This window comes from Sulfitobacter faviae, assembly GCF_029870955.1.
Taxonomy (GTDB): domain Bacteria; phylum Pseudomonadota; class Alphaproteobacteria; order Rhodobacterales; family Rhodobacteraceae; genus Sulfitobacter; species Sulfitobacter faviae.
The window spans coordinates 2,990,804-3,017,362 of record NZ_PGFQ01000001.1 but is presented as its reverse complement, the minus strand read 5'-3'; the positions used below and the strand labels follow the sequence as shown (position 1 = coordinate 3,017,362).

Genomic DNA, 26,559 nt, shown 5'->3' with positions numbered 1-26,559 from the left:
GTTAAGTTTACTTGCCTTGTGCTACCCCATCCCGCCAGCCTTGGGAAGGGGGTGGACCTTTGCCCATGGGCATCCTACCTGTCAGGCAATGGAATTCACCCGAAGAGAGTGCACAGATGGCCACGCCCGCCTTTGAAGAACTGGTCGAGGATTTCGAGTTTTTGGACGATTGGGAAGACCGTTATCGCCATGTGATCGACCTTGGCAAAGCGATGGAGCCGCTGCCCGAGCCGCTGCGCGTCCCTGCGACCAAGGTCGACGGCTGCGCCTCTCAGGTCTGGCTGCACGCACAGTTCGAGGGCGGGAAACTGCATTTCGACGGTGCCAGCGACGCGATGATCGTCTCAGGGCTGATCGCGGTTTTGCGCAAGCTTTACAACGGCTTGACACCTAGTGAGGTGGGCGGGGTCGATGCCAAGGCGGAACTGGCGCGGCTGGGGTTGAACGACCACCTCTCGGCACAGCGCTCGAACGGATTGCGCGCGATGATCGAGCGGGTGCGCGAAACGGCAGCGCAGGAAGCCTAACGCTCAGAGGGCGCGCAACGCGCTCTTTAAATCCCCGTACCCCGTGAATCGCCGCTCGAACGCGAGGCCAAGCCGCGCGGCGCAGTCTTGGGCCTTTTCGGTCAGCGCCGGGTCATCTGTCTGCGCCTGATAGACCAATTTCTCGTAATTGCCGAAATACATGTCGCGCAGCTCGGGATGCCGGTCGAGGCCCATGGGTTTGATGATGAAAGCGTCGAACTGCCGGACCAGAAAATCGGTGAGATAGAAGGTGGTGATCTCATCTTCGGCGGATTTGGCGAAGCTATCGTTGCCTTGGAAAAAACTGTAGCAATGCGGCCCGGCGACCATTTGCACGCCGAGTTCTGCGCAGGCGCGTTCCAGCCCACCGCCCGTGCCGCAATCGGCGTAGACAACAAAGAAATCGTCGTAATCCGCACGGTGTTTGGCGACCGTATCACGCACCGCTTGGGTAATCTTTTCCGGGTAAAGGTGATATTTCGCGGGCAGGCAGGTCAGATCCAGATGGGTCCAACCATTGGCGGCTTTCAGATCCAAAATCTCACGCGCCAGCGCCCCGCAGGCGATCAGCAAGATACGGCCCGCGCGGGTGGGCGCGAGCCCGTCTTGGGTCAGGGTCCGGTCATCTGGCAGCACTGTGTCATCCATGCCGATACCATCGCATGTCACCGCGTGTTAAGCCAAGCGGGCAGGGGCGAGAGGCTCAGGCGTTGGCCGAATTATGTCGACGGCCCATCCAGTCTTTCGCGGTTTCCACCGCCACGGCGGCATCCCGGCAATAGGCATCGGCCCCGATGGCCTTGCCGAATTCCTCGTTCAGGGGCGCGCCACCGACCAACACGATATAGTCGTCGCGCTTGCCCTGTTCGACCAGCGTGTCAATCACCACTTTCATATAGGGCATGGTCGTGGTCAGCAGGGCGGACATGCCAAGGATATCGGCCTTTTCCGCTTCGAGCGCTTCGAGATAGGCTTCGACCGCGTTGTTGATCCCCAGATCGACAACCTCGAAACCCGCGCCTTCCATCATCATGCCGACGAGGTTCTTGCCGATGTCGTGAATGTCGCCTTTGACGGTGCCGATCACCATCTTGCCCACGCGCGGCGCGCCAGTTTCCGCAAGCAGCGGCTTGAGGATGGCCATGCCGCCCTTCATCGCATTGGCGGCCAGCAGCACCTCGGGCACAAAGAGGATCCCATCGCGGAAATCGGCCCCGACAATGGTCATGCCGCCGACAAGCGCCTTGGTCAGGATCTCATAGGGTTCCCAGCCGCGGTCGAGCAGGATTTGCACCCCTTCTTCGATCTCTTCCTTGAGACCGTCATACAGGTCATCGAACATCTGCTGGACCAGTTCTTCGTCGTCCAACTCGGCCAGGATGATATCGTCTTCTTCCGACATGGTGTTTCCTTCTGCTGGGCGTGCAGGTGCATGACACTTGAGCCCTTGTCTCACGGAATGTTAGCGCCGGGGTCGCGGTTTGCGACATCGGCCGCGCCTTGCGCGACGCCTTGGGGGCAAACTACTGCTTTTTGCGGTGTAAGGACAAGGGTTTGCACGAGGTTACTTGCTGATGTTCGCGCAATGTTCTAACCTTCTTTCATGGATAGGGAAGACCAGCGATTCCGCGTGCTTGGCCGCGCGGCAGGCAGCAATGATGCGGGCCGGTTTGAGCGTCATACCCGCGTCGCCGAAGATGACGGTTGGGCGCGTGACGAGGTGCTTCCGGTGCTGCGCACCCAGACCAGCATCGAAGTGCCGCGCCGGGTGATCACCTACAACCGCTCGCCGGATTTGCCTTTTGACCGCTCGATCAACCCCTATCGCGGCTGCGAACACGGCTGCGTCTACTGTTTCGCGCGTCCCAGCCATGCCTACCTCGGCCTGTCGCCGGGCTTGGATTTCGAGACGCAGTTGATCGCCCGCCCCGAAGCGCCGGACGTTCTGGCGCGGGAACTGCGGTCGAAGCGTTATCAGGTCGCGCCCATCGCCATCGGCACCAACACCGATCCCTATCAGCCGATCGAAAAGACCCATGGCATCATGCGAGAATGTCTCGAAGTGTTAGCCGCGTTCAATCACCCGGTCGCGATTGTCACCAAGGGCAGCCTGATCGAACGCGACATCGACATCTTGGGCGACATGGCAGGGCGCGGATTGGCGGCGGTCGGCATTTCGGTGACCACGCTCGACGCAAAGCTGAGCCGCTTGATGGAGCCGCGCGCGCCCGCGCCGCAGCGGCGGTTGCAGGTGATCCGAAAGCTGTCGGAAGCAGGGATCCCGGTGCGGATCATGGCATCGCCGATGATCCCGGCGCTGACCGACCCGGAGTTGGAGGCGATCCTGACCGCCGGGCGCGAGGCCGGCGCGCGGCACGCAAGCTGGATCATGCTGCGCCTGCCGCGAGAGGTGTCGCCGCTGGTGCAGGACTGGCTCGCCACCCATTACCCCGACCGGGCCGGTCGGATCATGGCGCGCTTGCGCGATATGCATGGCGGCAAGGAATATGACGCGGGCTGGCATAAGCGGATGCGGGGCGAGGGGCCATATGCGCAGATGGTGGCGCAACGCTTTGATCTGGCGGTGAAGCGTCTGGGGTTGGCCCGTTCTGGCGTACCGCTGCGCTGCGATCTGTTTCGACCGCCCTCCGAAAAGGGCGATCAATTGAGCTTGTTCTGAGCCTCAGCCCCGGCGACGCCCGCGGCGCGGCGCGCGCGTCGGGCCTTGGCCATCGGTGCCATCGCTTTCGGAAGAGAAATCACCGATCTCTTCGCGGATCTGCTCCAGCGTGGGGGCCGGGCCTTTTTCGGTGCTGTCGAGCGCCTCGCGCATGGCGACCAGATGCTCAGGCAGGGTGCCGCAGCAGCCGCCGATGATGCTTGCGCCTGCGTTGCGGGCCATCACCGCGTAGCGTGCCATCAACTCGGGCGTGCCGTCATAGTGGATGTGGCCTTCGACGTATTTCGGGATGCCTGCGTTGCCTTTCGAGATGATCGGCAGCGTGCCGTTCTTCGCGGCAAAGCCAAGCACGGTGCGCAGCAGGTCAGAGGCGCCGGTGCCGCAGTTGGCCCCATAGGCCAGCGGCATGTTGTCGAGCCCATGCACCAAGTCGACCATCCCTTCGGAGGTCAGCCCCATCATCGTGCGGCCCGCGGTGTCAAAGCTCATCGTGCCACACCACGGCAGACCGGCAAGCTGGAACCCCTCAGCAGCGGCGCGGTATTCTTCGGGAGCGCTGATCGTCTCTAGCCAGCCGATATCGGCACCGCCGGCCTTGAGCCCATCGGCGGTCTCGTGGAACATCTCAACGGCGAGGGAATGCGACAGGGTGCCCACAGGCTCCATGATCTCACCCGTGGGGCCGACGGAGCCTGCAACGATCACCTTACGCTCGGCGGTATCGGCCACCTCGCGCGCCAGTTCGGCAGAGACGCGGCTCAGCTCATGCACGCGGTTCTGCGCGTCGTGCAGCTTGAGACGGGCGGCATTGGCGCCGAAGGAATTGGTCAGGAAGAGATCGCTGCCCGAATCCACTGCGAAACGGTAGAGCTTGGTGATCTTGGCAGGCTCGTCGGTGTTCCACAATTCGGGCGCATCGCCCGACATCAGACCCATGTTGAACAGATTGGTGCCCGTGGCCCCATCGGCGAGCAATGTGCCCTTTTCAGCGAGAAGATCGGTGAATGCGTTGCTCATGGGGGCTCCTGTTGGGTCTGGGAATTTCGCCTGATGTCACGCTGGCCACTTGGGGGCAATCTCATAATATTCATCTTCATTATGAGGGCAGGCGGAGAGGCTGCGCCCCGATGCCGAGACCGGGGCGCAGAGTGTCAGCTTGTCTCGCTCAGCAGCTGCGCCTTGGCCTCGGCCATTAGGCTTTGCATCTTGCTGCGGATCGTCGCCTCATCCGCGCGGTCGCCCAGATCGCCCGAGACTTTGCGATAAACGTCTTCGTCGCCCGCCTCTTCGAAATCGGATTTCACGACCTCTTTGGCATAGTCCTCGGCATCGCTGCCGGATTTGCCCAAAAGTTCAGCAGCCCAGAGGCCCAGAAGCTTGTTGCGCCGCGCCTCGGCGCGGAATTGCATGTCCGCGTCGTGGGCGAACTTGCTTTCAAAGGCATTTGCGCGGTCGTCAAAGTTGCTCATGGCGGGTCTCCGATTGCTGTTGTTACCCGTTTGATATGCGAACGCCTGCCCGTTCTCGCAAGTGGTGGGGCAAAGGTGGCGGGCCATGCTTGCAGCAGCGGGGTGCTTGCACTAAGAGAAGCGCAAGCGGCGGGGATGTTCCCGGCCCCTGTTGGAAAGGATGCCCATGGCCCGGCGCAACAAGATCTACGAAGGCAAGGCAAAGATCCTCTATGAAGGTCCCGAGCCCGGTACGATCGTTCAATATTTCAAAGACGATGCCACGGCCTTTAACGCCGAGAAGAAAGCCACGATCGAAGGCAAGGGCGTGTTGAACAACCGCCTGTCCGAGTTCTTTATGACTGGCCTGAACAGCATCGGCGTGCCGACGCATTTCATCAAACGCCTGAACATGCGCGAACAGCTCGTGCGGCAGGTTGAGATCATTCCGCTGGAAGTGATCGTGCGCAACTACGCCGCCGGTTCCATGTCCAAGCGCCTTGGCATCGAAGAGGGCACGCAATTGCCGCGCCCGATTGTCGAATATTGCTACAAGGACGACTCGCTCGGCGATCCGCTGGTGACAGAAGAGCATATCGCCGCATTCGGCTGGGCCAGCCAGCAAGACATGGACGATATCCTGAGCCTTGCGCTGCGGGTCAATGACTTCATGTCGGGCGTGATGATGGCCGTCGGCATCAAGCTGGTGGACTTCAAGATCGAGATTGGCCGCGTTTACGACGGTGATTTCCAGCGTCTGATCGTCGCCGATGAGATAAGCCCTGACAGCTGTCGCCTGTGGGACATCGAAACGGGTCAGAAGCTCGATAAAGACGTGTTCCGCCGCGATCTGGGCTCGCTCACCGATGCCTATACCGAAGTGGCCAAACGCCTTGGCGTCATGCCCAAGAACAATGCGCCGGTGACCAAGCCGACGCTGATCAATTAACGCGGCTTCGCCGTTTAATTTGCAGATATTACAAAGGGGTGTCGCGCCATGAAAGCACGGGTGCATGTGATGCTGAAGAACGGGGTGCTCGACCCTCAGGGCGAAGCGGTTCGCCACGCGCTCGGAGCCTTGGGCTTTGACGGGGTGAACGGTGTGCGTCAGGGCAAGGTGATCGAACTTGACCTCGCCGAAGGCACCTCCGAGGCCGATGTAAACGCCATGTGCGAAAAGCTCTTGGCCAATACGGTGATCGAATCCTATTCGGTGGAGCTGGCCTGATGCACGCAGCGGTGGTTGTCTTTCCCGGGTCCAATTGCGACCGCGACCTTGCCGTGGCTTTCAAAGCCGCGGGCGCCAAGGTCTCCATGGTCTGGCATAAGGACAGCGAACTGCCGCAAGGCGTTGATATTGTAGGCATTCCCGGCGGGTTCTCCTATGGCGATTACCTGCGCTGCGGGGCCATCGCCGCGAATTCGCCGATCTGCCGCACAGTGGCCGCCCATGCGGAACGGGGCGGCTATGTGCTGGGCATCTGCAACGGTTTTCAGGTGTTGACCGAAACCGGCCTGCTGCCGGGCGCGTTGCTGCGGAACGCGGGATTGAAATACATATGCAAAACCGTTGGTCTGAAGGTTGCGACTACGGCGAGCGATTACACCAGCGGCTACACCGCCGGTCAGGCCATCGACATTCCGATCGCCCACCACGACGGCAACTATTTCGCGGATGACGAGACGATTGCGAAACTGCGCGGCGAAGATCGCGTGGCCTTCAGCTATGCCGAGAACCCCAATGGCGCGCGCGATGATATCGCGGGCATCCTGTCGGAAAACCGCCGGGTGCTGGGCATGATGCCGCATCCTGAGCGGGCGGCGGAAGCGGCGCATGGCAATACGGATGGGGCGGCGCTCTTCCGCGCATTGACCGGTGCTTTGCAAACCGCCTGACTTGAGTGCGGCGCGCAGAGCGCGTAGGTTGCCGCGATGAGTGATACATCCGGTTCCGAAGGCAATAGCATGGCCGTATCCTGGCGGGTGCGGTTCGCCATCGCGGCGCTGATGATCCTCGCCGTGGTGACCATTTCGATCACCAACAAACTGCTGACCGACCGTTTTACCGAAAGCACCCGCAACCGCGCCGAACTGCGCATCGCGCTTTATAGCGGCAACCTGCTGGCGGAACTGCGCCAGAATGCCATCGTCCCGCAGCTTTTGGCGCGTGATCCCACCTTGATCGGGGCGCTGCAAACGGCGGATTATTCCCTGTCGACGCAGCGGCTTATCTCCTTCGTGGAAGAGATCGGCGCGGCCTCCTTGATGCTTTATGACATCGACGGGCGTACCGTTGCGGCGACCGACCGCAACCGTTTGGGCTCTGCGCATAAATCCGAGCCCTATTTCGTCGACGCCATCCGCTCCAACGCCACAATCTTTTCAACGATTGAGCGGGAGCAGGGCGGCTATCGTTTCCTCTATTCGCGGCGCATGCAGTCGGGCGGCACGACCCTTGGCGTGATCGCGGTCGAGGTCGACTTGCAGAAGTTCGAGCGCGCATGGGCCGGGATTTCCGATGCGGTGATTGTCATGGACAGCACCGGGCAGATCATTCTCGCCACCGAGCCGCGCTGGCGCGGGCTGACCGAACCCGAAGCCTTGGCCAACCACACGCCGCAAAGCGCCATTGAGCGCGCCATCCAAGCCACCACCGATTGGACCGCGCTGCCCCCGACGCCTATTTGCAGGGCGAAGCGGTGATGCGTCTGGAAAACCGGATTCCGTTCCGGGGCTGGCGGATGAGCAGCTACACCACCTATGCCTCGGTCCGCGAAAAGGTGAACGGCGTGCTGGCGCTTGAGGTGATGGGTTTTGCGATCCTGCTGGCTTTGGCATTCTACTTCCTCAGCCGCCGCACGGCCGGAAGGCTGGCGATCTTCCAACGGGAATCGGCCAAACTCAGGGCGCTGAACCTCGCCCTGCAACGTGAGATTGCCGAACGAAAGCGCGTGCAACAGACCCTCGCCGTGGCCGAGCAGACCCTTGAACAGTCATCGAAACTCGCTGCCTTGGGTGAGATGTCCGCCGCTGTGAGCCATGAGTTGAACCAACCGCTTGCCGCGATGAAGACCTATCTGGCGGGCGCGCGTTTGTTGCTCAATCGTAACCGGCAGGATGAGGCGCTGTCGTCCTTTGGGCGGATCGACGACCTGATCGAACGGATGGGCGCAATCACCCGGCAGCTGAAATCCTATGCCCGCAAGGGGCAGGAGGCCTTCTCTCCGGTGGATATGGGCGCGGCCTTGGCCTCATCCTTGTCGATGATGGAGCCACAATTGCGCCAACGACAGGTCCAGATCAGCCGGATTCTACCCGATAATCCCGTCATGGTGATGGGAGACCGTATGCGGATCGAGCAAGTTATGGTAAACCTGTTAAGAAACGCATTGGACGCAACAAAATCGGAACGAAACCCTCAGGTGGACATTATACTATCAGCGGGGGAGACGGCGACATTGACCGTGCGCGACAATGGCCCGGGGATCGAAGACTTGGACGCGCTGTTCGAACCTTTCTACACGACCAAACAGCCCGGCGATGGCGTGGGGCTGGGTCTTGCCATTTCATCGGGGATCGTCAACGACCTCGGCGGGAGGCTGACGGCGCGCAACGGACAGAACGGTGGCGCTGTATTTGAAATGCAGCTGCCCATATTGGCAGATGAAACGAAGATAGAAGCGGCGGAGTGAACGCATGGCTCAGGCAATGAAAATCGCGATTGTAGATGATGAACAGGACATGCGGCAGTCGATCAGCCAGTGGCTGGCCCTTTCGGGTTATGACACGGAAACTTTCGGCAGCGCCGAGGACGCGCTCAAGACATTGGGGCCCGATTATCCGGGCATCGTCATTTCCGACATCAAGATGCCGGGCATGGACGGGATGCAGTTTCTGAAAAAACTCATGGGCAGCGACTCGGCCCTGCCGGTCATTATGATCACCGGCCATGGCGATGTGCCGATGGCGGTTGAGGCGATGCGGGTGGGCGCGTTCGATTTCCTCGAAAAGCCCTTCAACCCCGACCGGATGAGTGAGTTGGCTAAGAAAGCCACCAACGCGCGGCGGCTGGTGATGGACAACCGCGCCCTGCGGCGTGAACTGTCAGACGGCGGCCAGTTGATGAAAAAGCTGATCGGCCAATCCCCGGTGATGGAACGCCTGCGCGAGGATATTCTCGATCTGGGGCAGGCCGATGGGCATGTGCTGATCGATGGGGAAACCGGGACGGGCAAGACTTTGGTCGCCCATGCGCTGCACGCCGTAGGCTCGCGGGCGGGCAAGAAATTCGTGCTCGTCTCCTGCGGCGCCTTGGAGGAAGAGGCGCTGGCCAAACGGCTTTTCGGCCCGATGCAGCCCGAAGACGCGCAACTGCCCGCCATCGAAGAGGCCCGCGGCGGCACTTTGGTTTTGGAGGATATCGAAGCGCTGTCCGAGCAACTCCAAGCCCGGCTGCTGAGCGCGATCAACGAGCAGGGCACCCCGGCGGAGACGCGGATCGTTGCCATCTCGAACCTGCAAGAGGCAGGGCGCACCTCGGAAGACGCGCTGCGCTCGGACCTGTTTTATCGTCTGGCGGCGCTGCGCATCACCGTGCCCCCGCTGCGCCAGCGGGGCGAAGATATTCTGACGCTCTTCACCCGGTTGAGCGATCAATTCGCGGATGAATACGGTTGCGAAGCGCCTCAGGTCAGCGCACAAGAGGCGGCACAGCTGTTGCAAGCGCCTTGGCCCGGCAATGTGCGCCAACTCATCAACGTCGCCGAACGCGCCGTGCTGCAATCGCGCCGTGGCTCGGGCACCATCGCCTCGCTGTTGATGAGCGACCATGACGAAATGCAGCCGGTGATGACCACCGAGGGCAAGCCGCTGAAGGAATATGTCGAAGCCTTTGAGCGTATGTTGATCGACAACACCATGCGCCGCCACAAGGGCTCGATCGCCAGCGTGATGGACGAGCTTTGCCTGCCGCGCCGGACGTTGAACGAGAAGATGGCGAAATACGGGTTGCAGCGGTCAGATTACCTCTGACCGCGCCCCACAAGCAGCGCGGCTTAACCGTTGCGCTGCTCTGCGATCTCGACCGCTTTGCCATTCGGATCGGTGATGCAAGACCAGCTCGCCGCGCCGGGCACATCTACGATATGGCGGTAAAGCTCAACCACCGGGCGGGTGGTATTGATCGCAACCCCCGCCGCTCCGGTTTGCTGGGCCACCGCGGAGATACAGCTTTTCTGCCCGCGCAATTCCGCCAGCGCTGCGGGGTCGTCGGCCACGGCGATCTCATCACAGGCGGCGAGGCCCAGAAGGGTCAGACAAAGCGCGGGGCGCAGAAATTTAGGCATGAAAGCGGTCCTTTGAAACTCTGGGCCGCATCGGCGGCAAGGCAATTCTATAGCGTCGCCCGACGACAGCCGCCACGACAGTCTGAATGTTTCCAAGCCCATGCACCTTGTCAACCGACCGGGGATAAAGCGCATTTGACTGTTGCTCATTCGATTGACCATTGTGTTTCACCCCGTAAAGCCCTTAACTAGCCGGATAAGTCCCGTAACGCCCGACCGGCGTGGGGTGACTTTTGACAGTTTCGCTGCCGTGCCCGCCCGATACCGGGGGCCAGCAGACCGATTGGGCCGGAAACGGCCGAAGAACCGCTGATATTCGCAAGGGTTAGCCCGACCGAAGCACAGCTAATTAATGGATGGGAGAGGCCGCAGAGCCCTCGCATCGGAGAAGAACCGCGATGACGCGCGCAGATGCTCAGAGCAGACAGTCGGGGGCCCTTGGTGGCCCTGCTGTTGCCGCGTCCTCCATCGCCCTGACAAGTCACACCTCCCAGCCCGAAGCCCCGCCAGGGGCCTTTTGTGCGCGGGTGCTGTGCATAATGGATCTATGTCTAAGAAAATGCTTATCGATGCCACCCACGCCGAGGAAACTCGGGTCGTGGTCGTGGACGGAAACAAGGTCGAAGAATTCGATTTTGAATCGGAAAACAAACGCCAGCTTGCTGGCAATATCTATCTAGCCAAGGTTACACGGGTCGAACCGTCGCTTCAGGCGGCCTTTGTCGACTATGGCGGCAACCGTCACGGTTTCCTCGCTTTCTCGGAAATTCACCCCGATTATTACCAGATTCCCGTGGCCGACCGTCAGGCGCTGCTGGAAGAAGAGCGCGCCTATGCCGAAGCGCAGGCCGCCAAGGACGATGAGGAAGAAAAGCCCAAGCGGACCCGCTCGCGGTCGCGCAGCCGGTCGAAGAGCCAAGCAGCCGAGACCAACAGCGATGACGCCGTAGCCACCGCCGAGGACAACAGCGATCAGATCGCGGGGATGGAAACCGTCGATCTCGACAGCGAAGAGGGCAGCTCGCCCATGGAGCGGGTCGCGGAAACGCCGGTCGAAGAGCCGGAGAGCGACGCGAACGACGACGCCGCTAAGGCCGAGGACGCGCCCCCAGCCAAGGCGGATGACGCGGCAAAGGCCGAGGATGCCGACACCAAGGATGACGCGCAGGCCGACGGTGAAGACGCCGATGGCGATGAGGACAAAGGCAGCGATGCCACGGCGAAGGACGATTCCATCGAATCCGTCGCCGATGAAGACGACAGCGAAGACATCCGCCCCGTGCGCAAACCGCGCCCGCGCCGCTACAAGATTCAAGAAGTCATCAAGGTCCGCCAGATCCTGTTGGTGCAGGTCGTCAAAGAAGAGCGCGGCAACAAGGGTGCGGCGCTGACCACCTATCTCAGCCTCGCCGGTCGTTACTGCGTTCTGATGCCCAACACCGCCCGTGGGGGCGGCATCAGCCGCAAGATCACCAATGCCGCCGACCGCAAGAAGCTCAAGGAAATCGCGACCGAGATCGAGGTGCCGAAAGGTGCTGGCCTCATCGTGCGCACCGCCGGGGCGAAACGCACCAAGGCCGAGATCAAGCGGGATTACGAATACCTCCAGCGGCTGTGGGAGCAGATCCGCGAGTTGACCCTGAAGTCCATCGCGCCGGCCAAGATCTACGAGGAAGGCGACCTGATTAAACGCTCGATCCGCGACCTCTACAACCGCGAGATCGACGAGATTCATGTCGAGGGCGAGCGCGGCTACCGCATCGCCAAGGACTTCATGAAGATGATCATGCCGTCCCACGCTAAGAACGTGAAGCTCTACAACGAGAGCCTGCCGCTCTTCGCCCGCTACCAGGTCGAAAGCTACCTTTCGGGCATGTTCAACCCCACGGTGCAACTGCCCTCGGGCGGCTATATCGTGATCGGTGTGACCGAAGCGCTGGTGGCGATCGACGTGAACTCGGGCCGGGCCACCAAGGAAGGCTCGATCGAACAGACCGCGCTCAAGACCAACCTTGAAGCCGCCGATGAGGTCGCGCGCCAGCTGCGTCTGCGTGACCTTGCCGGGCTCATCGTGATCGACTTCATCGACATGGACGAGCGCAAGAACAACGCCGCCGTCGAAAAGCGCATGAAAGATAGGCTCAAGACCGACCGCGCGCGCATTCAGGTGGGCCGCATCTCTGGCTTTGGCCTGATGGAAATGTCGCGTCAGCGTCTGCGCCCGGGCATGATCGAGGCGACGACCCAGCCTTGCCACGCTTGCCACGGCACCGGCCTCGTGCGCTCGGACGACAACCTCGCCCTGTCGATCATCCGCCAGATCGAAGAAGAAGGCACCCGCCGCCGCTCCCGCGAAGTACTGGTACGCGCGCCCGTGGGCATCGCCAACTTCCTGATGAACCAAAAACGCGAACATATCGCCCATATCGAAATGCGCTACGGCATGTCCGTGCGGATCGAAGGTGATCCGTCGCTGGTGAGCCCCGACTTCCACATCGAGAAGTTCAAGACGGCCACCCGCACTGTGCCGCCCGTCTCGGATCACGTCGTCTCGGTCGATACTTCCCTCATGGATCAAATCGACGAGGATGAGAGCGCCGCCGAGGCCGAAGAGGCCCCCGCCGCACAGGACGCCAGCCCCTCCGACAACGGGAACGGCAATGGCAATGGTGAAGAGGGAGAGGGCAAATCCAAGCGCCGCCGCCGCCGTCGTCGCAGCCGGGGTGGCCGTGGTCGCAATGGCAATGGCGATCAGCAGAACGGTGCAGAGGATCAAAACGGTGCTCAGCAGCAGGACGAGGCGAAATCGGACGAGGGCGAGAAAACCGCGCCGGTAGAGGCGGAAGCCCCGCAGGCCGAAGCGGAAGCCGCGCCCGCCGCCGAGGAGAAGCCCAAGCCGAAATCCCGCAGCCGCTCGCGCAAGCCTAAGGCCGAAGTCGCTCCCGAAGCGGAACCCGCGCCCGAAGCCCTTGCCGCCGCAGAAGGCGAAGCGCCGAAAGTCAGCGCCGAGGCCGAAGGGGAGGAGACGCCCAAGCCCAAGACCAAGCGTAGCCGACGGACCAAGAAACCCGCAGCCGAAGCGCCGGAAGAGACCGTGAGCGCAGACGCCGTGGCAAGCGAGGAAGAGGCCGCACCCGCGCCAAAGCCCAAGCGCCGCAGCCGGGCAAAAGCCAAGCCGGTCGAGCCGGTCGCCGAAGCCACGCCCGATGCAATGGCCGAAGCCCTGCCGAGCGAAGCGCCCATCGCGGCCCCGTCACCGGAGACGGCGACGCCCGTCGCGGAAGCGCCTCAGCCTGAGCCGCAGCCCGACCCCGCGCCGCAGCCGGTCGAGGCCGAGGCACCCGCTGCCGAAACCGCTCCTGAGCCAGTGGCCGAAAAGGTCGAAGAGCAGCCCGCCGAGAAGCCCAAACCCAAACGGCGCGGCTGGTGGTCGCTGGGCAGCTAAAGTGCTCTAGATAAAGAAAACGGCGGGCTCTCAGGCCCGCCGTTTTCAGTTTGGCGATAGGGTAAGAAAGACGGCGCGACCGCGCCCGCTCAGCCGCCCTTGGTGATGATGTATAGCTCTGCCGCGCCCTCGGTCCGGGTTTCCGTCAGCTGATGGCCCGCCTCGGCACAAAAATGCGGCACGTCGATCACCGCGGCGGGGTCATCCGCCGTCATGTGAAGCTGATCACCCGGCGCCAGCGCGGCCAGTCGTTTGCGTGCTTTCAGCACGGGCAGGGGGCAGAGAAGCCCCGTGGCATCCAGTTTTTCGATCTTCATAAGATCAGTTAAGCCAAGCCGGTCCCGAGGTCCACGATCTTGTGACAATATGACAGGTGACGCCGGGGCCATGTCGGTCTAGGAGTCGGTCATGTTTGAAATAAGCCTCATCGACGCCGGGATCCTGCCGGCCATGACCATCGCCCTTGTCGCCGGGATTTTCAGTTTCCTGTCGCCCTGCGTGCTGCCCATCGTGCCGCCCTATCTGGCCTATATGGGGGCGTGTCGATCAATGACATGTCGAGCCAATCCAGCGCGCGGCGGCGGGCGGTGGTGGCGGCGATGTTCTTCGTGCTGGGGCTAAGCACCGTCTTCGTGCTCTTGGGCTTCACGGCCTCGGCCTTTGGGATGTTCTTTCTCCAGAATCAGGCGCTTTTCGCCAAGATTTCCGGCGTGGTGATCATCGTCTTTGGCCTGCATTTCATCGGCCTTTTCCGCATTCCCTTTCTGGACCAAGAGGCGCGGTTAGACGCGGGCGATAAGGGCGGCTCCAGCTTCGGCGCCTATGTTCTGGGGCTGGCTTTCGCCTTTGGCTGGACGCCCTGCATCGGCCCGCAGCTTGGCGCGATCCTGTCGCTCGCAGCGAGCGAGGCTTCCGTCTCTCGCGGGACGCTCTTGCTAGGCGTCTATGCGGCGGGGCTGGGGATCCCGTTCCTGCTGGCCGCGATGTTCATCACCCGCGCCATGACGCTGATGAACCGGATCAAACCGCATATGAAGCTGATTGAGCGGATCATGGGGGGCTTCTCGTGCTCGTCGGGTTGGCCTTGCTGACCGGTGCTTTCACGGCTTTCTCCTTCTGGCTGCTCGAAACCTTCCCGATCCTCGCAACCGTGGGTTAAGCCTTATTCTCGCCCCGAATTACGGCTAGACTATGCCGAAGAAGAGGGCGGGCATGGTAAGCAAAGCGCAGGGAAAGACGGTGAAAACGCGCCGGGTGTTCTACATCCCCGGCTACGATCCGATTCACCCGCGCCGCTACCGCGAGCTGTACCGCAAGGAAAGCGCGGCGCAGGCGGCGATCTCGGGCTATGAGATCGGTCTGAAGCCGAAGGCGGGCCGCGGCAATTACGGCTGGCAGGTGAATGCTGAGATCGACGGGCAGCGGGTGAGCGCGCAGGTCGAGGTGCTGGTCTGGTCCGACATCGTGCGCGAAAGCATGAGCAGTTCGATCCCGGCGACCTATTGGCAATTGTTGCGCACCGCTTGGGTCTACATCGGGTCGGGCGCGCTTTGGCGGCTGATGCGGCTGCGCAAGGGGCCGGTGATCGCCGCACTCTACCCCGTTGGCATGTTAATCGCGCAGGCGCTGTTGGCGGTGGCGCTTAGCCTGTTGACCTATGGCCTTCTCGGCATGCTCAGCGAGCATTGGGCCGCGCGGCTCGCCTCCGCGGCACTGGGCATGGGGTTGGGCGTTGCCCTGCTGCGCTGGTTCAAAAACAAGGACGGCAAGTTTTTCGCCTATTACCTCATGCATGATTACGCCTATTCCGCCGCCACCAAGGGCGCGAATCCACCGCAGCTTGAGGCCCGGATGGCCACCTTTGGCGATGCCATCGCAGCCGCGCTGACTGATGATGTCGACGAGGTCTTGGTCGTCGGCCATTCCTCGGGCGCGCATCTGGGGGTTTCGGTGCTGGCCGACCTGATCCGGTCGGGCAGGGTGGCCGAAGGCGGGCCTGCTCTGGGTCTCCTCACGCTGGGGCAGGTGGTGCCAATGGTGTCTTTCTTGCCCCGGGCCGAGCGGTTGCGCGGCGATCTGCGCTATCTCTCGGCACGCGACGAATTGGCTTGGGTCGATGTCACCGCCCCGGGCGATGGCTGCGCCTTTGCGCTTTGCGATCCGGTGTCGGTGTCCGGCGTGGCGCCCGAAGGGAAACGCTGGCCGCTGGTCTTCTCCGCCGCCTTCACGCAAACGCTTAGCCCCGCGCGTTGGAAAGCGCTGCGCTGGCGTTTCTTCCGGCTGCATTTCCAGTATCTTTGTGCCTTCGACCGCCCACGCGACTACGATTATTTCCAGATCACCGCCGGGCCCCAGACCCTCGCCGCGCGCTATGACGGGCGGCCCGCGTCGAAATCGCGGATCGACCACGCGGTCAGCAAATACACCTCTGTCGCCGCATGAGCCATCCGCCCAAACCCCCGCGCGGCCCGACCGCGTGTCGCTCTGGCGCTATGCCAAACTGTTCCGCGCCGACATCCTCTCGGCCCAGCCCGCGCGGCTCTATCGGGCGTGGATGGCCGAGTTCAAAACGCCCTTCTTTCGCAGCTACCTGATGAACCAGCCCGAGCTGGTCAAAACCGTGTTGAAGGACCGGCCCGAAGATTTCCCCAAGTCCGACCGCATCGGCGAGGGGCTGCGGCCCCTCTTGGGCAACTCTGTCTTTCTGACCAATGGCGAGACATGGAAACGCCAGCGCCGCATCATCGACCCAGCCTTCGAGGGCGGGCGCCTGCGAGAGACTTTTCCCGCCATGTGGGACGCGGCAGAGGCGGCTGCGGCACGGCTGGACCCCAAGGCGGGTGAGGTGGTCGAGATCGAGGCTGAGACAAGCCACGCCGCCGCCGATGTGATCTTTCGCACGCTGTTTTCCCTGCCGATCGAACATGAGGTCGCCCGGGCGGTCTTTGACGAGTTTCGCAATTACCAGCGCAGCCAGCCAATCCTGAACCTCGGGGCGCTTTTGCCGCTGCCGCGCTGGATGCCGCGCCTGTTTCGCCGCGACACGCGGGCCAGCGCGGCGCGGATCAGGACGCTGATCACCGATCTGACCCGCGCGCGCATGGCGCAGATCGAGGCGGGCACCGCGCCCGATGATCTTGCCACCAAGATCATGACCCAAGCCGATCCCGAAACCGGAGAGCGCTTCGACACCCAAGAGATGGTCGATCAGGTCGCGATCTTCTTTCTTGCAGGGCATGAGACCAGCGCGTCTGCCCTTGCTTGGGCGCTGTATTTGATGGCCACCCATCCCGCGTGGCAAGAGCGGCTGGCCGAAGAGGCGCAGGCGCTTGAGACCTGCGATTTCGCGGTGATGTCGAAACTCAAGCTCAGCCGCGATGTTTTTCGCGAGACGCTGCGCCTCTACCCGCCGGTGCCGATGATGGTGCGCGAGAACCGCTGCCCCGAACGCTTCCGTGACCGACAGGTGAAACAGGGCGCGCAACTGGTGCTCAGCCCGTGGCATCTGCACCGCCACGAACGGCTTTGGGACAACCCCGACGGCTTTGACCCGACCCGTTGGCAGACCGAGAATGGCAAACAGTGCCAGCGCGACGCGTTCATCCCATTCTCCGCCGGGCCGCGGGTCTGCACCGGGGCGGGCTTTGCCATGGTCGAGGGGCCGCTGATCCTGTCGCGCATCCTGCGCGACTTCCGCGTGACGGCCCAACCGGACCGCGTGCCAGTGCCTGTCGCACATTTGACCGTCCGTTCAGATAAGGGCATTTGGTTAGCGCTATCAAGACGCTAGCTGCTATCATCGGCTGTGCGTTTCAATTAGAAACGCAGCGAACGGAATCAAAATAGGACCTGAGTGACATGGGCTACGACAAGGCGCAACTTGAGCAAATGGACAGCGGCAAGGGCTTCATCGCGGCGCTTGATCAATCGGGTGGCTCCACCCCCAAGGCGCTGAGCCTCTATGGCGTGGAACCGTCGGATTACAACGGCGACGAAGAGATGTTCAAAGCCGTCCATGACATGCGGGCGCGGATCATCCTGGCCGATGATTTCACCTCTGAGAAAGTGATTGGCGCGATCCTTTTCGAGCGCACGATGGATGACACGATCAACGGCAAACCGGTCGCGCAGCTGCTCTGGGAAGACCGCGGCGTGGTGCCTTTCCTGAAGATCGACAAGGGTTTGGAAGAGACCACCAACGGCGTGCAGATGATGAAGCCGATCATGGAGATCGACGATCTGCTGGCCCGTGCCGTGAAACACGGCATCTTCGGCACCAAGGAACGCTCTGTCATTCATGAGGCCAATGAAAACGGCATCGCCGCCGTGGTGGCGCAGCAGTTCGAACTGGCCAAACAGGTCTGCGCCGCCGGTCTCGTGCCGATCATCGAGCCTGAGGTGAACATCAACTCCGAGAGCAAGGCCGAGGCCGAAGAAATTCTGCACGGTGAGATCGCGAAACACCTGAAGGCGCTGCCCGAAGGTGAGATGGTGATGCTGAAGCTGACGATCCCCGAGAAGGCCGGTCTCTATGACGATCTGGCCGAACACGCCAATGTGCTGCGCGTCGTGGCGCTGTCAGGCGGTTATTCCACAGCGGAAGCCTGCGAACGGCTGGGCAAAAACCGGACGATGATCGCCAGCTTCTCCCGCGCTTTGACGGAAGGGCTGAACGTCAAGATGACGGACGCGGAGTTCAATGAGGCGCTCGGGCAGAACATCGAGAAAATCTACCAAGCGTCGATTTGTTAAACGGAATTTTTTGAAAATTCCGGTCCCGTTTTCTTTAAAAGAAAACGGCTAGGCAATCCGCCGGATAGGTTCTCTATTGCAAAATATGATGACCTGTCCGGCGTTCTCAACCGCTTGAAAACCACGACGTTTTAATTCGTTTTCAAATGTTTGGCGTCCAACAAACTTCTCAATATCGCGCGCATTACGTCGAATGACCTGTCCGCGAATAGCCGCCTTTGAGGCAAAAATATCATCCAGCCAAGCGGCGGGTGAGAGAGGGGATCCGACGGACATGGCCCGACGCTAATCCGCTTTTGGTAAACGTTCCTTTAACGACCGCAGCACAAACAGGCGGATCGCCCCGGCAAGCCCGATGTCCAGCCCACGGGCGGCGTCGATCTCGGCCACCAATGCGTTGATTGGCATGCCCCGCGCTGCGGCGATGGCGCGGAACTCATCCCAAAACTCGTCTTCGAGGGAGATCGATGTCCGGTGGCCCGTTAGGGTCACCGAATGTTTGCGGGGCCGTGCGCTCATGTCTCGCGCTTATGCGCGTCGAGCGTGGCCTTGGCTTGGGCGGCGCTTTTGCGCGCCGCCTCCTTCTCAGCTTTGCTGCGGCCAAAGCGCAGCGCATTCTCATCCGCCTGAGCGCGGCGGGCCGCAAGATCGCGTGCCTTTCTCGCCTTGTTCAGGTTGATGGGCTGGCTCATTTCGGGCCGATCATGTTCTCAGGGCGCACCACACGCTCGAATGTCTCGGCATCGACGAAGCCCAAGGCAATCGCCTCTTCCTTCAACGTGGTGCCGTTCTTATGCGCGGTCTTGGCGACCTTGGTGGCGTTGTCATAACCGATCTCGGGGCCAGCGCGGTGACCAGCATCAGCGACTCGCGCATCAGCTTCTCGATCCGGTCCGCGTCAGCCTTGAGGCCATCCACCAGATTGTCGGTAAAGGCCGAGGCCGCATCGCCCAAAAGCTGCATGGATTGCAAAACGTTATAGGCCATCATCGGCTTGTAGACGTTAAGCTCGAAATGGCCCTGCGATCCGGCGAAGCCCACGGCGGCATCATTGCCCATGACATGGGCGCAGACCTGCGTCAGCGCCTCGCATTGGGTCGGGTTCACCTTGCCCGGCATGATCGAAGAGCCGGGCTCGTTCTCGGGCAGGATCAATTCGCCCAGACCGCAGCGCGGGCCGGAGCCCAGAAGGCGGATGTCATTGGCGATCTTGAACAGCGATGCCGACACGGTCTTCAGCGCGCCGGAGATCTCGACCATCGCGTCATGGGCGGCCAGCGCTTCGAACTTGTTGGGTGCTGTGACGAAGGGCAGGCCGGTGATCTCGGCCATGTTGTGGGCCACGGTCTCGGACCAGCCCTGCTTGGTGTTCAGCCCGGTGCCCACGGCGGTGCCGCCCTGTGCCAGCTCATAGATACGGCCAAGCGCGTCGCGCACGCGGGCGATGCCCATGGCAACCTGATGGGTGTAGCCCGAGAATTCCTGAGACAGCGTCAGCGGTGTCGCGTCCTGCGTATGGGTGCGGCCAATCTTGATGATGCCGTCGAATTCCTCGACCTTCTTCTGCAATGCGCCGTGCAGCTTCTCCAGCCCCGGCAGCAGCACGTCACGCGCCGTCATCGCGGTGGCGATATGCATGGCAGTGGGGAAAGTGTCGTTCGAGGACTGGCCCATGTTGCAGTGATCGTTGGGGTGCACCGGATCTTTCGAGCCGATAGTGCCGCCCATGAGTTCGATCGCGCGGTTGGCGATGACCTCATTGGCGTTCATGTTCGACTGGGTGCCGGAACCGGTCTGCCAGACCACCAGCGGGAAGTTGTCGTCGAACTTGCCCTCGAAGACCTCTCCGGCGGCTTGAATGATCGCGCGACCGCGTTCCTCATCCAGCGAGCCCTGCGCCACATTCGCCTGCGCGCAGGCTTTCTTGATCACGCCGAGCGCGCGCACGATGGCGATGGGCTGCTTCTCCCAGCCAATCGGGAAGTTCATGATCGAACGCTGCGTCTGCGCGCCCCAGTATTTATCGGCGGGGACTTCGAGCGGACCAAAGCTGTCGGTTTCGGTGCGGGTATCGGCCATTCTGTGGCTCCTGCTGTGACTTATCGTTGTCCAGCGGTGTACCTGCGCCTTACGCGCTGCGCAATGCGGGGATGGCGCTAACGGCCATTCCGGCGCTACTTCCGAAAGGAATCGAGCGAGACGATCTCGGCATCTTTGACCGGCTCTTCCGCGACTTCCAACTCTGCCTCATCCGTCTGGTCGAGCGTGGCCTCATCTTCCGCCACGTCTTCCTCTTCGGTCTCTTGCTGTTCGAACCGCAGGCCAAACTCAACCGAAGGGTCCACGAAGGTGCGGATCGCGTCGTAAGGAATATAGAGCGGCTCTGGCGCATCGCCGAAGTTCAACGTGATGGCGAAACCGTCTTCACCCACATCGAGGCCGTCGTACCAATGCTGCATCACCACGGTCATCTCATCGGGATAGCGGTCGGACAGCCAATCGGCCAATTCCGCATCCGGATGCGAGGTGTCGAAGGTGATGAAGAAATGGTGATTCCCCGGCAGTCCCTTGTCCGATACGTCTTGCAAGACCCTGCGGATCAGGCCCCGCATGGCTTCGTGCATCAGGTTGCCGTAATCAATGCTGCGGCTCATTCTTCTCTCCGGTCCGGGCGATGGGCAAGGGTAAGCATACCCCATTCAGGGGCGAGTGAAAGGGGGTCCCGCGCTAAATCGCGTGAAGGATCAGCGCCAGCGTGGCGAGCAGAACCATCGTGAGGACAAAACCACCCTTGAGCGCCAGCATCAGCACGGCCGCCAAGAGGGTAAGCGCGGCGGCCATGGGGTTGAAACTGTCCCAAACGGGCAGGGGCAGGGCGAGCGGGCCGTCAGCGCCCACCCGATCAAACAGGACATGCAGCGCGAACCAAACCGAGAGATTGGCGATGACACCCACCACAGCCGCCGTGATCGCCCGCAGTGCACCTGCAATACGCGGCTGTTCAGAGAGCGCCTCAAGATACGGGCCAGCGAGGAAAATCCACAGGAAACAAGGCGTGAAAGTGACCCAAAGCGCCAGCAGCCCGGCAGCCATCGCCCCCGCGGGGCCGCTTTGCGCAAATCCCGCCAGCATCCCGACGAATTGCGTCACAAGGATCAGCGGGCCGGGGGTTGTCTCAGCCAAACCAAGCGCGTCGATCATCTGATCCATCTCGATCCAGCCGAAATCCTGCACCACGGTCTGGGTCATATAGGCCAGCACCGCATAGGCCCCGCCGAAGGTCACCACGGCCAGTTTGGAAAAGAACAGCCCCAGTTGCAGCAGAAAGTCGTCGCCGATGAGGGCAAGGAACAGAAGCGGCGCGGCCCAGAGACCACCCCAGATGAGCAGGGTGCGGAGGCTATGCGCCGGCGGCAGGTTGGCGGCTTCGGTCTCGGGCGTCGGGCTTTGGGTCAGCATCCCAATGGCCCCGGCCACCAGAATGATCAGTGGAAACGGCAGGCCCAGCACGAAGAGCGCAATGAAAGACCCAAAGGCCAGCGCCCAGCCGAGACGCCCGTGAAGGGCCTTCGAAGAAACCTTCAGAAGCGCTTGGAATACCACGATAATAACAGCGGCCTTGATGCCCAGAAAGGCCGTTTGCACCAAGGGCATCTGCCCATACCACGCATAAAGCAGCGCAAGTGCCGCGATGAAGACCGCACCCGGCACGACGAAAAGCAACCCTCCCAACAGCCCGCCCGCAACGCCGCGCAGGCGCCAGCCTGCATAGGTCGCCAGCTGCATCGCCTCCGGTCCGGGCAACAGCATACAGAGCGAAAGGGCCCGCAGGTAGGTCTGCTCGCTCAGCCACGGGCGATGTTCGACCAGCTCGCGGTGCATCACGGCGATTTGGGCTGCGGGGCCGCCGAAGGACATTAACCCGATCCGGCCAAACACGCGAAACATATCGGGCCAACTAGGTGGGGTCATCGGGGCCATCCTGCGTCATCAAAGCCACCACGGCTTCGCTGCGTCACGGATAGGGACAGAGGAAAGCGCGGTCAAGTTAATGCAAGAGCGCCGCCTAACGGGTATGAAACGGAAGGGAAAAGTGCAGGTTTCTGTTGCCAGGTACCTGCGAACCCCGCCTTAAGCTGCAAGGCCTAAGGACTTAAGATTTCAGTCGCTGAAACCGCTTACGCGGCCATCGCAACTGGAGCACGATTGTCATTTGCAATTGTACAGTTTGAACCGATAACGGTGGTATCTCACCGAGACAAAGCAACCCCTTTAGACGTTCGTCGATCCTATTTCGGCCCCATGATCCCCAAATGAAGGATGTTTGGTGGAGCCGCCGGGTACCGCCCCGGGTCCGAACCGCTTATTACGAGCGTGTTTATGTCCATAGTCCCGAAGGACAAGAGTAAAATAGGGCTGCGATGGGTGAATTGCAAGGGGTGGGATGCGTCGAATTTTCTACGTCAAGAGAAGGGCGTATCTCATTGTTTTTTATGGCCCAACCTAGCGTCGCCCCGCAGCTTCGGCATTCCGCGCCGCACGCGCGGCGAAAACGCTTTGGGCAAGCTGTTGCGTCTCCGCCTCCAGCGCGGTCAACCCTGCCGTCACCGCCTTGCCGTCATGGGCCTCTGCCGCATCCGCGATCTCTTGATGCAGAGCAACGATCCGTGCGCGATCCCGCGCGGTGAAGGTGATCATATTCATCAGGGGCTGCATCGCCTCAACCGCGCCTGCAAGTTGATAACTCAGGACCGGATTGCCCGCACCATCGACCAGCGCCCGGTGAAATGCCACGTCGGAGGCGCAAAAGGCCTCATCCGTCAGTCCCGGCTGCGCCTGCCGATGAATCTCCGCGCGCATGGTGGCAAGGTGGTCCGCCGTCCGACGTTCTGCCGATAGCGGGGCGCAGGCGCGCTCCAAGGCGAAGCGCGCCTCGCAAGCGGTCTCAAAACTCACCGCATTCATCGACAGCAGCAGGGTCGAGGTGGTGATCTGCTGCGCATAGGCATCCGGAAAGCTCAGCCGGTTGACGAAAGCACCCCCCGTTGCCCCGCGCTGCGTGCGGATCAGCGATTGCGCGGCCAGCCGCTTGAGCGCCTCGCGCACCGTGGGGCGGGAAACCTCGAACTGCTCGGCAAGCTCCGCCTCGGAGGGCAGGCGCTGGTCGACGATCAGATGCCCGCCGATGATGGCGTCGCGGATGGCCGTGGCGATCTGGGCCGATAGATCGGCGGGGTTGCTTGGGTCGATTTTCATATGTCTTACAATTAGTGTTTGCGAGGACTTTAATTGTCTGACATTAAATCTACAAGAGCACGCAGGGGAGGGCGGCGATGACCGGGATGGTACGATCAACACTATGGCTGGGGTTTTTCGCCCTAATTCTCGCCGCCTGGTGGATGATGTACAGCATGGCGATGCAGATGGATCTCGATCTGCTGGGCCGCCCTGGTGTCATGGGCGAACGCATGCGGCAGATGGATCCGGGCATGGATATGTATATGCCCATGGCGCGTTTCTTTCCACTGTTCGTGATGTGGGGCGCGATGATGGCGGCGATGATGGTCCCGACCATGGTGCCGACGCTACGCGCCTACGAAGACCTTATGACTTCGGCCAATGGCACGCGCGCGGGCTGGCTGGCGGTGCTTGCAGGCTACCTCGCGGTCTGGCTGATCTTCGCGGCGGGGATCGCGGGTTTGCAATTGCTCCTGCTGCACGGCGGCGTCATCGACATGCTCGGCATCGCCAAATCGCGCTGGACGGCGGCGGCGCTGCTTTTGGCTGTAGGCCTCTTCCAATTCACCCGCGCCAAGGAGATTTGCCACGGCGTCTGCCACTCTCCGATGATGTATTTCATGGGCCACTGGCGCCCCGGCGCCGCGGGCGGCTTTCGCATGGGGCTGGGCCTCGGTGCCTTTTGCGCAGGTTGCTGCTGGGGCTTTATGCTTCTGGGCTTTGCCGGCGGGGTAATGAACCTTGCTTGGATGGGGCTGGCCACGCTTTTCATGGTCATCGAAAAACTGCCCCAGATCGGGCATTACGTAACAAAACCAATGGGTTTCGCCCTGATCCTCGGCGCAGGTGTCGTGGCGGGTTGGCCCATGATCACAGGAGGATGATATGCCAAACAGAGAGATGACACCCGCCGATTGGGCGATCAAGGGCGAGCTATTCCTGAACTGCTCTTGCGATGTCTTCTGCCCCTGCGTGGTCAGCCTTGGCGCGCATCTGCCGACCGAAGGCCACTGCCATGCGTGGATGGGCATCGTGATCGACGAAGGCCATTTCGAGGGGGAGGATTTGGCCGGCCTGAACGTCGGGCTGTTGGTCGACATCCCGGGCCGCATGGGCGAGGGAAATTGGAAGGTCGCCGCCTATGTGGACGACCGCGCGAGCGAGGCGGCCTATGACGGGTTGCTGCAAATCTTCTCAGGCGCTGCGGGCGGCACCACGGGGTTGTTCACCATGTTGGTGAGCGAGATCATCGGCGCCGAACGCGCCCCGGTCGAAATCATTCGCGACGGCAACCGCCGGGTCATCAACATTGGCCGAAAGATCAACGGCGAGATCGAGATGTTGGCCGGTGCCGAACCGGGGGAGCCGGTGACGATCACCAACTCGAAATACTGGATGGGTCCGAATATCGTCGCTGCGCGTGGCGTAAAATCCAAGGTCCGGGACTATGGCCGGGTCTGGGATTTCGGTGGCAAATCGGCTGAGGTCTGCGCGATCGACTGGCAGGGGGCGCGGTGATCACCCCCACCTATGCCAAGGAAATGGCGCGCTATAATGCGTGGCAAAACAGACAGTTGTCGAATATCGTTCAGACTTTGGATGAAGCATCGTTAACGCAGGATCGCGGGGCGTTCTTCGGCTCCATCCTCGGCACGTTGAACCATCTTCTGTGGTGCGATCAACTCTGGCTGTCGCGGTTCGACCCTGCCGCGCCAAAACCGGAAGGCAAAGACACCGAGCTTTGCCCCTCAGGCGACGCTTGGGTTTTGGCGCGAGGGCACTGCGATCTTGCCATTTCTCAATGGGCGGCGGGGCTGGAGCAGTCAAGGCTGGATGGGGATTTAACGTGGCATTCCGGTATCTTGCAGCGCGATGTTTCTAAGCCGATGGCGGGATGTGTGGTGCATTTCTTCAACCACCAAACCCATCACCGCGGCCAAGTGCACGCCATGCTCACCAGCGCCGGATGTGACGCGCCGGTGACCGATTTCATCTTTATGCCGGAGGAGGGCTGATGGCCGAATTCTCTCCCTCGCGCCGGATCAGGCGCACGCCATTCTCTGCCGGGGTCGAGGCGGCGGGGGTGAAAGCCTATACGGTCTACAACCGGATGCTGCTGCCCACCGTATTTGAGAGTACCGAGGCGGATTATCACCACTTGAAGAAAGCCGTGCAAGTCTGGGACGTTGCTTGCGAAAGACAGGTCGAACTGCGCGGGCCCGATGCTTCTCGACTGATGCAAATGCTGACACCGCGCGACCTGCGCGATGTGGCGCCGGGCCGCTGTGTCTATGTGCCGATCGTGGATGAGACGGGTGGGATGCTCAATGATCCGGTGGCGGTGAAACTGGCCGAGGATCGTTGGTGGATTTCCATCGCCGATAGCGATTTGTTGTTGTGGGCCAAGGGATATGCAACGGTTATCATCTTGATGTTTTGGTCGATGAGCCGGATGTGAACCTGCTGGCGGTGCAGGGGCCGAAAGCCGAAGACCTGATGGAACGCGTCTTTGGCGCGGGGGTGCAGGAGGTGAAGTTCTTCCGCTTCGGGGAGTTCCAGTTTCAAGGGCGCGCCATGAATGTCGCGCGCTCCGGCTACTCCAAACAGGGCGGCTTTGAGATTTATACCGAAGGGGCCGACATCGCGATGCCGCTTTGGGAGGCGCTTTTCGAGGCGGGCCGAGATCTGGATGTGCGCGCGGGCTGTCCGAACCTGATTGAGCGGATCGAGGGCGGATTGTTGAGCTATGGCAATGACATGACCGACGACAACACGCCCCACGAATGCGGTCTTGGCAAGCTCTGCGACACGCAGGCGGCGATGGGCTGTATCGGCCGAGATGCGCTGCTGCGGGTGGCAAAAGAGGGTCCGGTGCAACAGATACGTCCCCTAGAGATCGCGGGCGATCCGGTGCCGCTTTGTGATCGTGTCTGGCCCTTGATGGCGGGCGACAAGCGCGTGGGGCAGGTGACCTCAGCGGTTTGGTCCCCCGACTTTGGCGTGAATGTCGCCATCGGAATGGTGCGCATGACCCATTGGGACCCGGGCACGCGATTGCGGGCGCACACCCCGATGGCGCGCGTGACGTGACCGTACGGGACAGTTTCTGGGCCTGAGGTCCGGT

General features: G+C 61.7%; 25 protein-coding genes, 1 other RNA gene and 4 pseudogenes. 16 read left to right on the top strand and 14 right to left on the bottom strand.

The window, feature by feature from the left end; all coding sequences use genetic code 11:
- Positions 1-116 precede the first annotated feature (116 nt).
- Entirely contained in the window at positions 117-527 is a 411-nt protein-coding gene (locus CUR85_RS15575; protein WP_067266648.1) for a SufE family protein, read from the top strand.
- 3 nt (positions 528-530) lie between these two features.
- On the opposite strand, the gene CUR85_RS15570 is transcribed toward CUR85_RS15575, so the two are convergent.
- Together CUR85_RS15570 and CUR85_RS15565 are read right to left on the bottom strand one after the other, a co-directional pair.
- Entirely contained in the window at positions 531-1,175 is a 645-nt protein-coding gene (locus tag CUR85_RS15570) for a DUF1638 domain-containing protein (protein ID WP_067266650.1), read from the bottom strand.
- A gap of 55 nt (positions 1,176-1,230) precedes the next feature.
- Positions 1,231-1,929 carry a corrinoid protein gene (locus tag CUR85_RS15565; protein WP_067266651.1) on the bottom strand — a complete coding sequence of 233 codons (699 nt, stop codon included), beginning with the start codon at positions 1,927-1,929 and terminating at the stop codon, positions 1,231-1,233.
- Positions 1,930-2,130: 201 nt separating this feature from the next.
- Here CUR85_RS15565 and CUR85_RS15560 point away from each other — a divergent pair, with 201 nt between their 5' ends.
- A complete protein-coding gene (locus CUR85_RS15560; RefSeq protein WP_067266653.1) occupies positions 2,131-3,207 on the top strand; it encodes a PA0069 family radical SAM protein in 1,077 nt (358 codons plus the stop codon).
- A gap of 3 nt (positions 3,208-3,210) precedes the next feature.
- On the opposite strand, the gene bmt is transcribed toward CUR85_RS15560, so the two are convergent.
- On the bottom strand, positions 3,211-4,224 hold the full coding sequence (gene bmt, locus CUR85_RS15555; RefSeq protein ID WP_067266654.1) for a betaine--homocysteine S-methyltransferase: 1,014 nt from the start codon (positions 4,222-4,224) through the stop codon (positions 3,211-3,213).
- A gap of 134 nt (positions 4,225-4,358) precedes the next feature.
- Positions 4,359-4,676, bottom strand: coding sequence for a DUF1476 domain-containing protein (locus tag CUR85_RS15550; protein WP_067266656.1), 318 nt, complete (start codon positions 4,674-4,676; stop codon positions 4,359-4,361).
- A gap of 166 nt (positions 4,677-4,842) precedes the next feature.
- Here CUR85_RS15550 and purC point away from each other — a divergent pair, with 166 nt between their 5' ends.
- The 5 genes and pseudogenes from purC to CUR85_RS15525 all read left to right on the top strand — a co-directional run bounded on the left by purC (position 4,843) and on the right by CUR85_RS15525 (position 9,686).
- Positions 4,843-5,604: a phosphoribosylaminoimidazolesuccinocarboxamide synthase gene (gene purC, locus CUR85_RS15545; RefSeq protein ID WP_067266657.1), complete on the top strand. Its 762-nt coding sequence runs from the start codon at positions 4,843-4,845 to the stop codon at positions 5,602-5,604.
- Between the two features lie 48 nt (positions 5,605-5,652).
- Positions 5,653-5,883 carry a phosphoribosylformylglycinamidine synthase subunit PurS gene (gene purS, locus CUR85_RS15540; RefSeq protein ID WP_067266658.1) on the top strand — a complete coding sequence of 77 codons (231 nt, stop codon included), beginning with the start codon at positions 5,653-5,655 and terminating at the stop codon, positions 5,881-5,883.
- Positions 5,883-6,551 (top strand): phosphoribosylformylglycinamidine synthase subunit PurQ, encoded by a 669-nt coding sequence (purQ, locus tag CUR85_RS15535; RefSeq protein WP_067266659.1) that lies wholly within the window; start codon positions 5,883-5,885, stop codon positions 6,549-6,551. Before purS ends, purQ begins: the two co-directional genes overlap by 1 nt.
- 69 nt (positions 6,552-6,620) lie before the next feature.
- Positions 6,621-8,347 (top strand): annotated as a pseudogene (locus CUR85_RS15530) (sensor histidine kinase).
- A 4-nt stretch (positions 8,348-8,351) separates the two neighbouring features.
- Positions 8,352-9,686: a sigma-54-dependent transcriptional regulator gene (locus CUR85_RS15525; protein WP_067266663.1), complete on the top strand. Its 1,335-nt coding sequence runs from the start codon at positions 8,352-8,354 to the stop codon at positions 9,684-9,686.
- 23 nt (positions 9,687-9,709) lie between these two features.
- Here CUR85_RS15525 and CUR85_RS15520 read toward each other — a convergent pair whose 3' ends face one another.
- Positions 9,710-10,000 (bottom strand): hypothetical protein, encoded by a 291-nt coding sequence (locus tag CUR85_RS15520; protein ID WP_067266665.1) that lies wholly within the window; start codon positions 9,998-10,000, stop codon positions 9,710-9,712.
- A gap of 547 nt (positions 10,001-10,547) precedes the next feature.
- On the opposite strand from CUR85_RS15520, the gene CUR85_RS15515 reads away from it, so the two are divergent.
- Positions 10,548-13,445, top strand: a complete 2,898-nt coding sequence (locus CUR85_RS15515; protein WP_067266666.1) for an Rne/Rng family ribonuclease — start codon at positions 10,548-10,550, stop codon at positions 13,443-13,445.
- 89 nt (positions 13,446-13,534) lie between these two features.
- Here the strand turns inward: CUR85_RS15515 and CUR85_RS15510 are convergent, their stop codons facing one another.
- Positions 13,535-13,762 (bottom strand): sulfurtransferase TusA family protein, encoded by a 228-nt coding sequence (locus CUR85_RS15510; RefSeq protein ID WP_067266668.1) that lies wholly within the window; start codon positions 13,760-13,762, stop codon positions 13,535-13,537.
- 91 nt (positions 13,763-13,853) lie between these two features.
- Between CUR85_RS15510 and CUR85_RS15505 the strand changes: the two are divergent.
- From CUR85_RS15505 to CUR85_RS15490, 4 genes and pseudogenes are all read left to right on the top strand, one after another.
- Positions 13,854-14,604 (top strand): annotated as a pseudogene (locus CUR85_RS15505) (cytochrome c biogenesis CcdA family protein).
- Positions 14,605-14,657: 53 nt separating this feature from the next.
- A complete protein-coding gene (locus tag CUR85_RS15500; RefSeq protein ID WP_067266671.1) occupies positions 14,658-15,887 on the top strand; it encodes a hypothetical protein in 1,230 nt (409 codons plus the stop codon).
- Positions 15,888-15,921: 34 nt separating this feature from the next.
- Positions 15,922-17,235: a cytochrome P450 gene (locus CUR85_RS15495; RefSeq protein WP_280322813.1), complete on the top strand. Its 1,314-nt coding sequence runs from the start codon at positions 15,922-15,924 to the stop codon at positions 17,233-17,235.
- 68 nt (positions 17,236-17,303) lie between these two features.
- Positions 17,304-18,197, top strand: a complete 894-nt coding sequence (locus CUR85_RS15490) for a fructose bisphosphate aldolase (RefSeq protein ID WP_067266674.1) — start codon at positions 17,304-17,306, stop codon at positions 18,195-18,197.
- A gap of 48 nt (positions 18,198-18,245) precedes the next feature.
- Here the strand turns inward: CUR85_RS15490 and CUR85_RS15485 are convergent, their stop codons facing one another.
- The 8 genes and pseudogenes from CUR85_RS15485 to CUR85_RS15450 form a co-directional block, all read right to left on the bottom strand.
- Positions 18,246-18,473, bottom strand: coding sequence for an N-(5'-phosphoribosyl)anthranilate isomerase (locus CUR85_RS15485; RefSeq protein ID WP_082852110.1), 228 nt, complete (start codon positions 18,471-18,473; stop codon positions 18,246-18,248).
- Positions 18,474-18,482: 9 nt separating this feature from the next.
- Entirely contained in the window at positions 18,483-18,716 is a 234-nt protein-coding gene (locus CUR85_RS15480; protein ID WP_067266675.1) for a ribbon-helix-helix domain-containing protein, read from the bottom strand.
- Positions 18,713-18,889, bottom strand: coding sequence for a DUF4169 family protein (locus CUR85_RS15475; RefSeq protein WP_067266677.1), 177 nt, complete (start codon positions 18,887-18,889; stop codon positions 18,713-18,715). Before CUR85_RS15475 ends, CUR85_RS15480 begins: the two co-directional genes overlap by 4 nt.
- Positions 18,886-20,276, bottom strand: a pseudogene (gene fumC, locus CUR85_RS15470) (class II fumarate hydratase). The gene CUR85_RS15475 and the pseudogene fumC overlap by 4 nt, the downstream one beginning before the upstream one ends.
- Positions 20,277-20,371: 95 nt before the next feature.
- Positions 20,372-20,851: an SspB family protein gene (locus CUR85_RS15465; RefSeq protein WP_067266680.1), complete on the bottom strand. Its 480-nt coding sequence runs from the start codon at positions 20,849-20,851 to the stop codon at positions 20,372-20,374.
- Between the two features lie 73 nt (positions 20,852-20,924).
- Positions 20,925-22,169: a chromate efflux transporter gene (gene chrA / locus CUR85_RS15460; protein ID WP_067266682.1), complete on the bottom strand. Its 1,245-nt coding sequence runs from the start codon at positions 22,167-22,169 to the stop codon at positions 20,925-20,927.
- 120 nt (positions 22,170-22,289) lie between these two features.
- Positions 22,290-22,637: a transfer-messenger RNA gene (gene ssrA, locus CUR85_RS15455) on the bottom strand.
- 63 nt (positions 22,638-22,700) lie between these two features.
- A complete protein-coding gene (locus CUR85_RS15450; protein ID WP_067266684.1) occupies positions 22,701-23,453 on the bottom strand; it encodes a FadR/GntR family transcriptional regulator in 753 nt (250 codons plus the stop codon).
- A 77-nt stretch (positions 23,454-23,530) separates the two neighbouring features.
- On the opposite strand from CUR85_RS15450, the gene CUR85_RS15445 reads away from it, so the two are divergent.
- From CUR85_RS15445 to CUR85_RS15430, 4 genes and pseudogenes are all read left to right on the top strand, one after another.
- Entirely contained in the window at positions 23,531-24,319 is a 789-nt protein-coding gene (locus CUR85_RS15445) for a DUF2182 domain-containing protein (protein WP_067266686.1), read from the top strand.
- A gap of 1 nt (position 24,320) precedes the next feature.
- A complete protein-coding gene (locus CUR85_RS15440) occupies positions 24,321-24,953 on the top strand; it encodes a DUF1326 domain-containing protein (RefSeq protein ID WP_067266687.1) in 633 nt (210 codons plus the stop codon).
- On the top strand, positions 24,950-25,450 hold the full coding sequence (locus CUR85_RS15435) for a DinB family protein (RefSeq protein ID WP_231886385.1): 501 nt from the start codon (positions 24,950-24,952) through the stop codon (positions 25,448-25,450). Before CUR85_RS15440 ends, CUR85_RS15435 begins: the two co-directional genes overlap by 4 nt.
- Positions 25,450-26,551: pseudogene (locus CUR85_RS15430) on the top strand (dimethylsulfoniopropionate demethylase). The gene CUR85_RS15435 and the pseudogene CUR85_RS15430 overlap by 1 nt, the downstream one beginning before the upstream one ends.
- The last annotated feature ends 8 nt before the right edge of the window (positions 26,552-26,559 follow it).

Bases quoted from the DNA above. Each gene is read 5' to 3' on its own strand.
- CUR85_RS15575 (WP_067266648.1), top strand. From the start codon at position 117: ATGGCCACGCCCGCCTTTGAAGAACTGGTCGAGGATTTCGAGTTTTTG.
- CUR85_RS15570 (WP_067266650.1), bottom strand. From the start codon at position 1,175: ATGGATGACACAGTGCTGCCAGATGACCGGACCCTGACCCAAGACGGG.
- CUR85_RS15565 (WP_067266651.1), bottom strand. From the start codon at position 1,929: ATGTCGGAAGAAGACGATATCATCCTGGCCGAGTTGGACGACGAAGAA.
- CUR85_RS15560 (WP_067266653.1), top strand. From the start codon at position 2,131: ATGGATAGGGAAGACCAGCGATTCCGCGTGCTTGGCCGCGCGGCAGGC.
- bmt (WP_067266654.1), bottom strand. From the start codon at position 4,224: ATGAGCAACGCATTCACCGATCTTCTCGCTGAAAAGGGCACATTGCTC.
- CUR85_RS15550 (WP_067266656.1), bottom strand. From the start codon at position 4,676: ATGAGCAACTTTGACGACCGCGCAAATGCCTTTGAAAGCAAGTTCGCC.
- purC (WP_067266657.1), top strand. From the start codon at position 4,843: ATGGCCCGGCGCAACAAGATCTACGAAGGCAAGGCAAAGATCCTCTAT.
- purS (WP_067266658.1), top strand. From the start codon at position 5,653: ATGAAAGCACGGGTGCATGTGATGCTGAAGAACGGGGTGCTCGACCCT.
- purQ (WP_067266659.1), top strand. From the start codon at position 5,883: ATGCACGCAGCGGTGGTTGTCTTTCCCGGGTCCAATTGCGACCGCGAC.
- CUR85_RS15525 (WP_067266663.1), top strand. From the start codon at position 8,352: ATGGCTCAGGCAATGAAAATCGCGATTGTAGATGATGAACAGGACATG.
- CUR85_RS15520 (WP_067266665.1), bottom strand. From the start codon at position 10,000: ATGCCTAAATTTCTGCGCCCCGCGCTTTGTCTGACCCTTCTGGGCCTC.
- CUR85_RS15515 (WP_067266666.1), top strand. From the start codon at position 10,548: ATGTCTAAGAAAATGCTTATCGATGCCACCCACGCCGAGGAAACTCGG.
- CUR85_RS15510 (WP_067266668.1), bottom strand. From the start codon at position 13,762: ATGAAGATCGAAAAACTGGATGCCACGGGGCTTCTCTGCCCCCTGCCC.
- CUR85_RS15500 (WP_067266671.1), top strand. From the start codon at position 14,658: ATGGTAAGCAAAGCGCAGGGAAAGACGGTGAAAACGCGCCGGGTGTTC.
- CUR85_RS15490 (WP_067266674.1), top strand. From the start codon at position 17,304: ATGGGCTACGACAAGGCGCAACTTGAGCAAATGGACAGCGGCAAGGGC.
- CUR85_RS15485 (WP_082852110.1), bottom strand. From the start codon at position 18,473: ATGTCCGTCGGATCCCCTCTCTCACCCGCCGCTTGGCTGGATGATATT.
- CUR85_RS15480 (WP_067266675.1), bottom strand. From the start codon at position 18,716: ATGAGCGCACGGCCCCGCAAACATTCGGTGACCCTAACGGGCCACCGG.
- CUR85_RS15475 (WP_067266677.1), bottom strand. From the start codon at position 18,889: ATGAGCCAGCCCATCAACCTGAACAAGGCGAGAAAGGCACGCGATCTT.
- CUR85_RS15465 (WP_067266680.1), bottom strand. From the start codon at position 20,851: ATGAGCCGCAGCATTGATTACGGCAACCTGATGCACGAAGCCATGCGG.
- chrA (WP_067266682.1), bottom strand. From the start codon at position 22,169: ATGACCCCACCTAGTTGGCCCGATATGTTTCGCGTGTTTGGCCGGATC.
- CUR85_RS15450 (WP_067266684.1), bottom strand. From the start codon at position 23,453: ATGAAAATCGACCCAAGCAACCCCGCCGATCTATCGGCCCAGATCGCC.
- CUR85_RS15445 (WP_067266686.1), top strand. From the start codon at position 23,531: ATGACCGGGATGGTACGATCAACACTATGGCTGGGGTTTTTCGCCCTA.
- CUR85_RS15440 (WP_067266687.1), top strand. From the start codon at position 24,321: ATGCCAAACAGAGAGATGACACCCGCCGATTGGGCGATCAAGGGCGAG.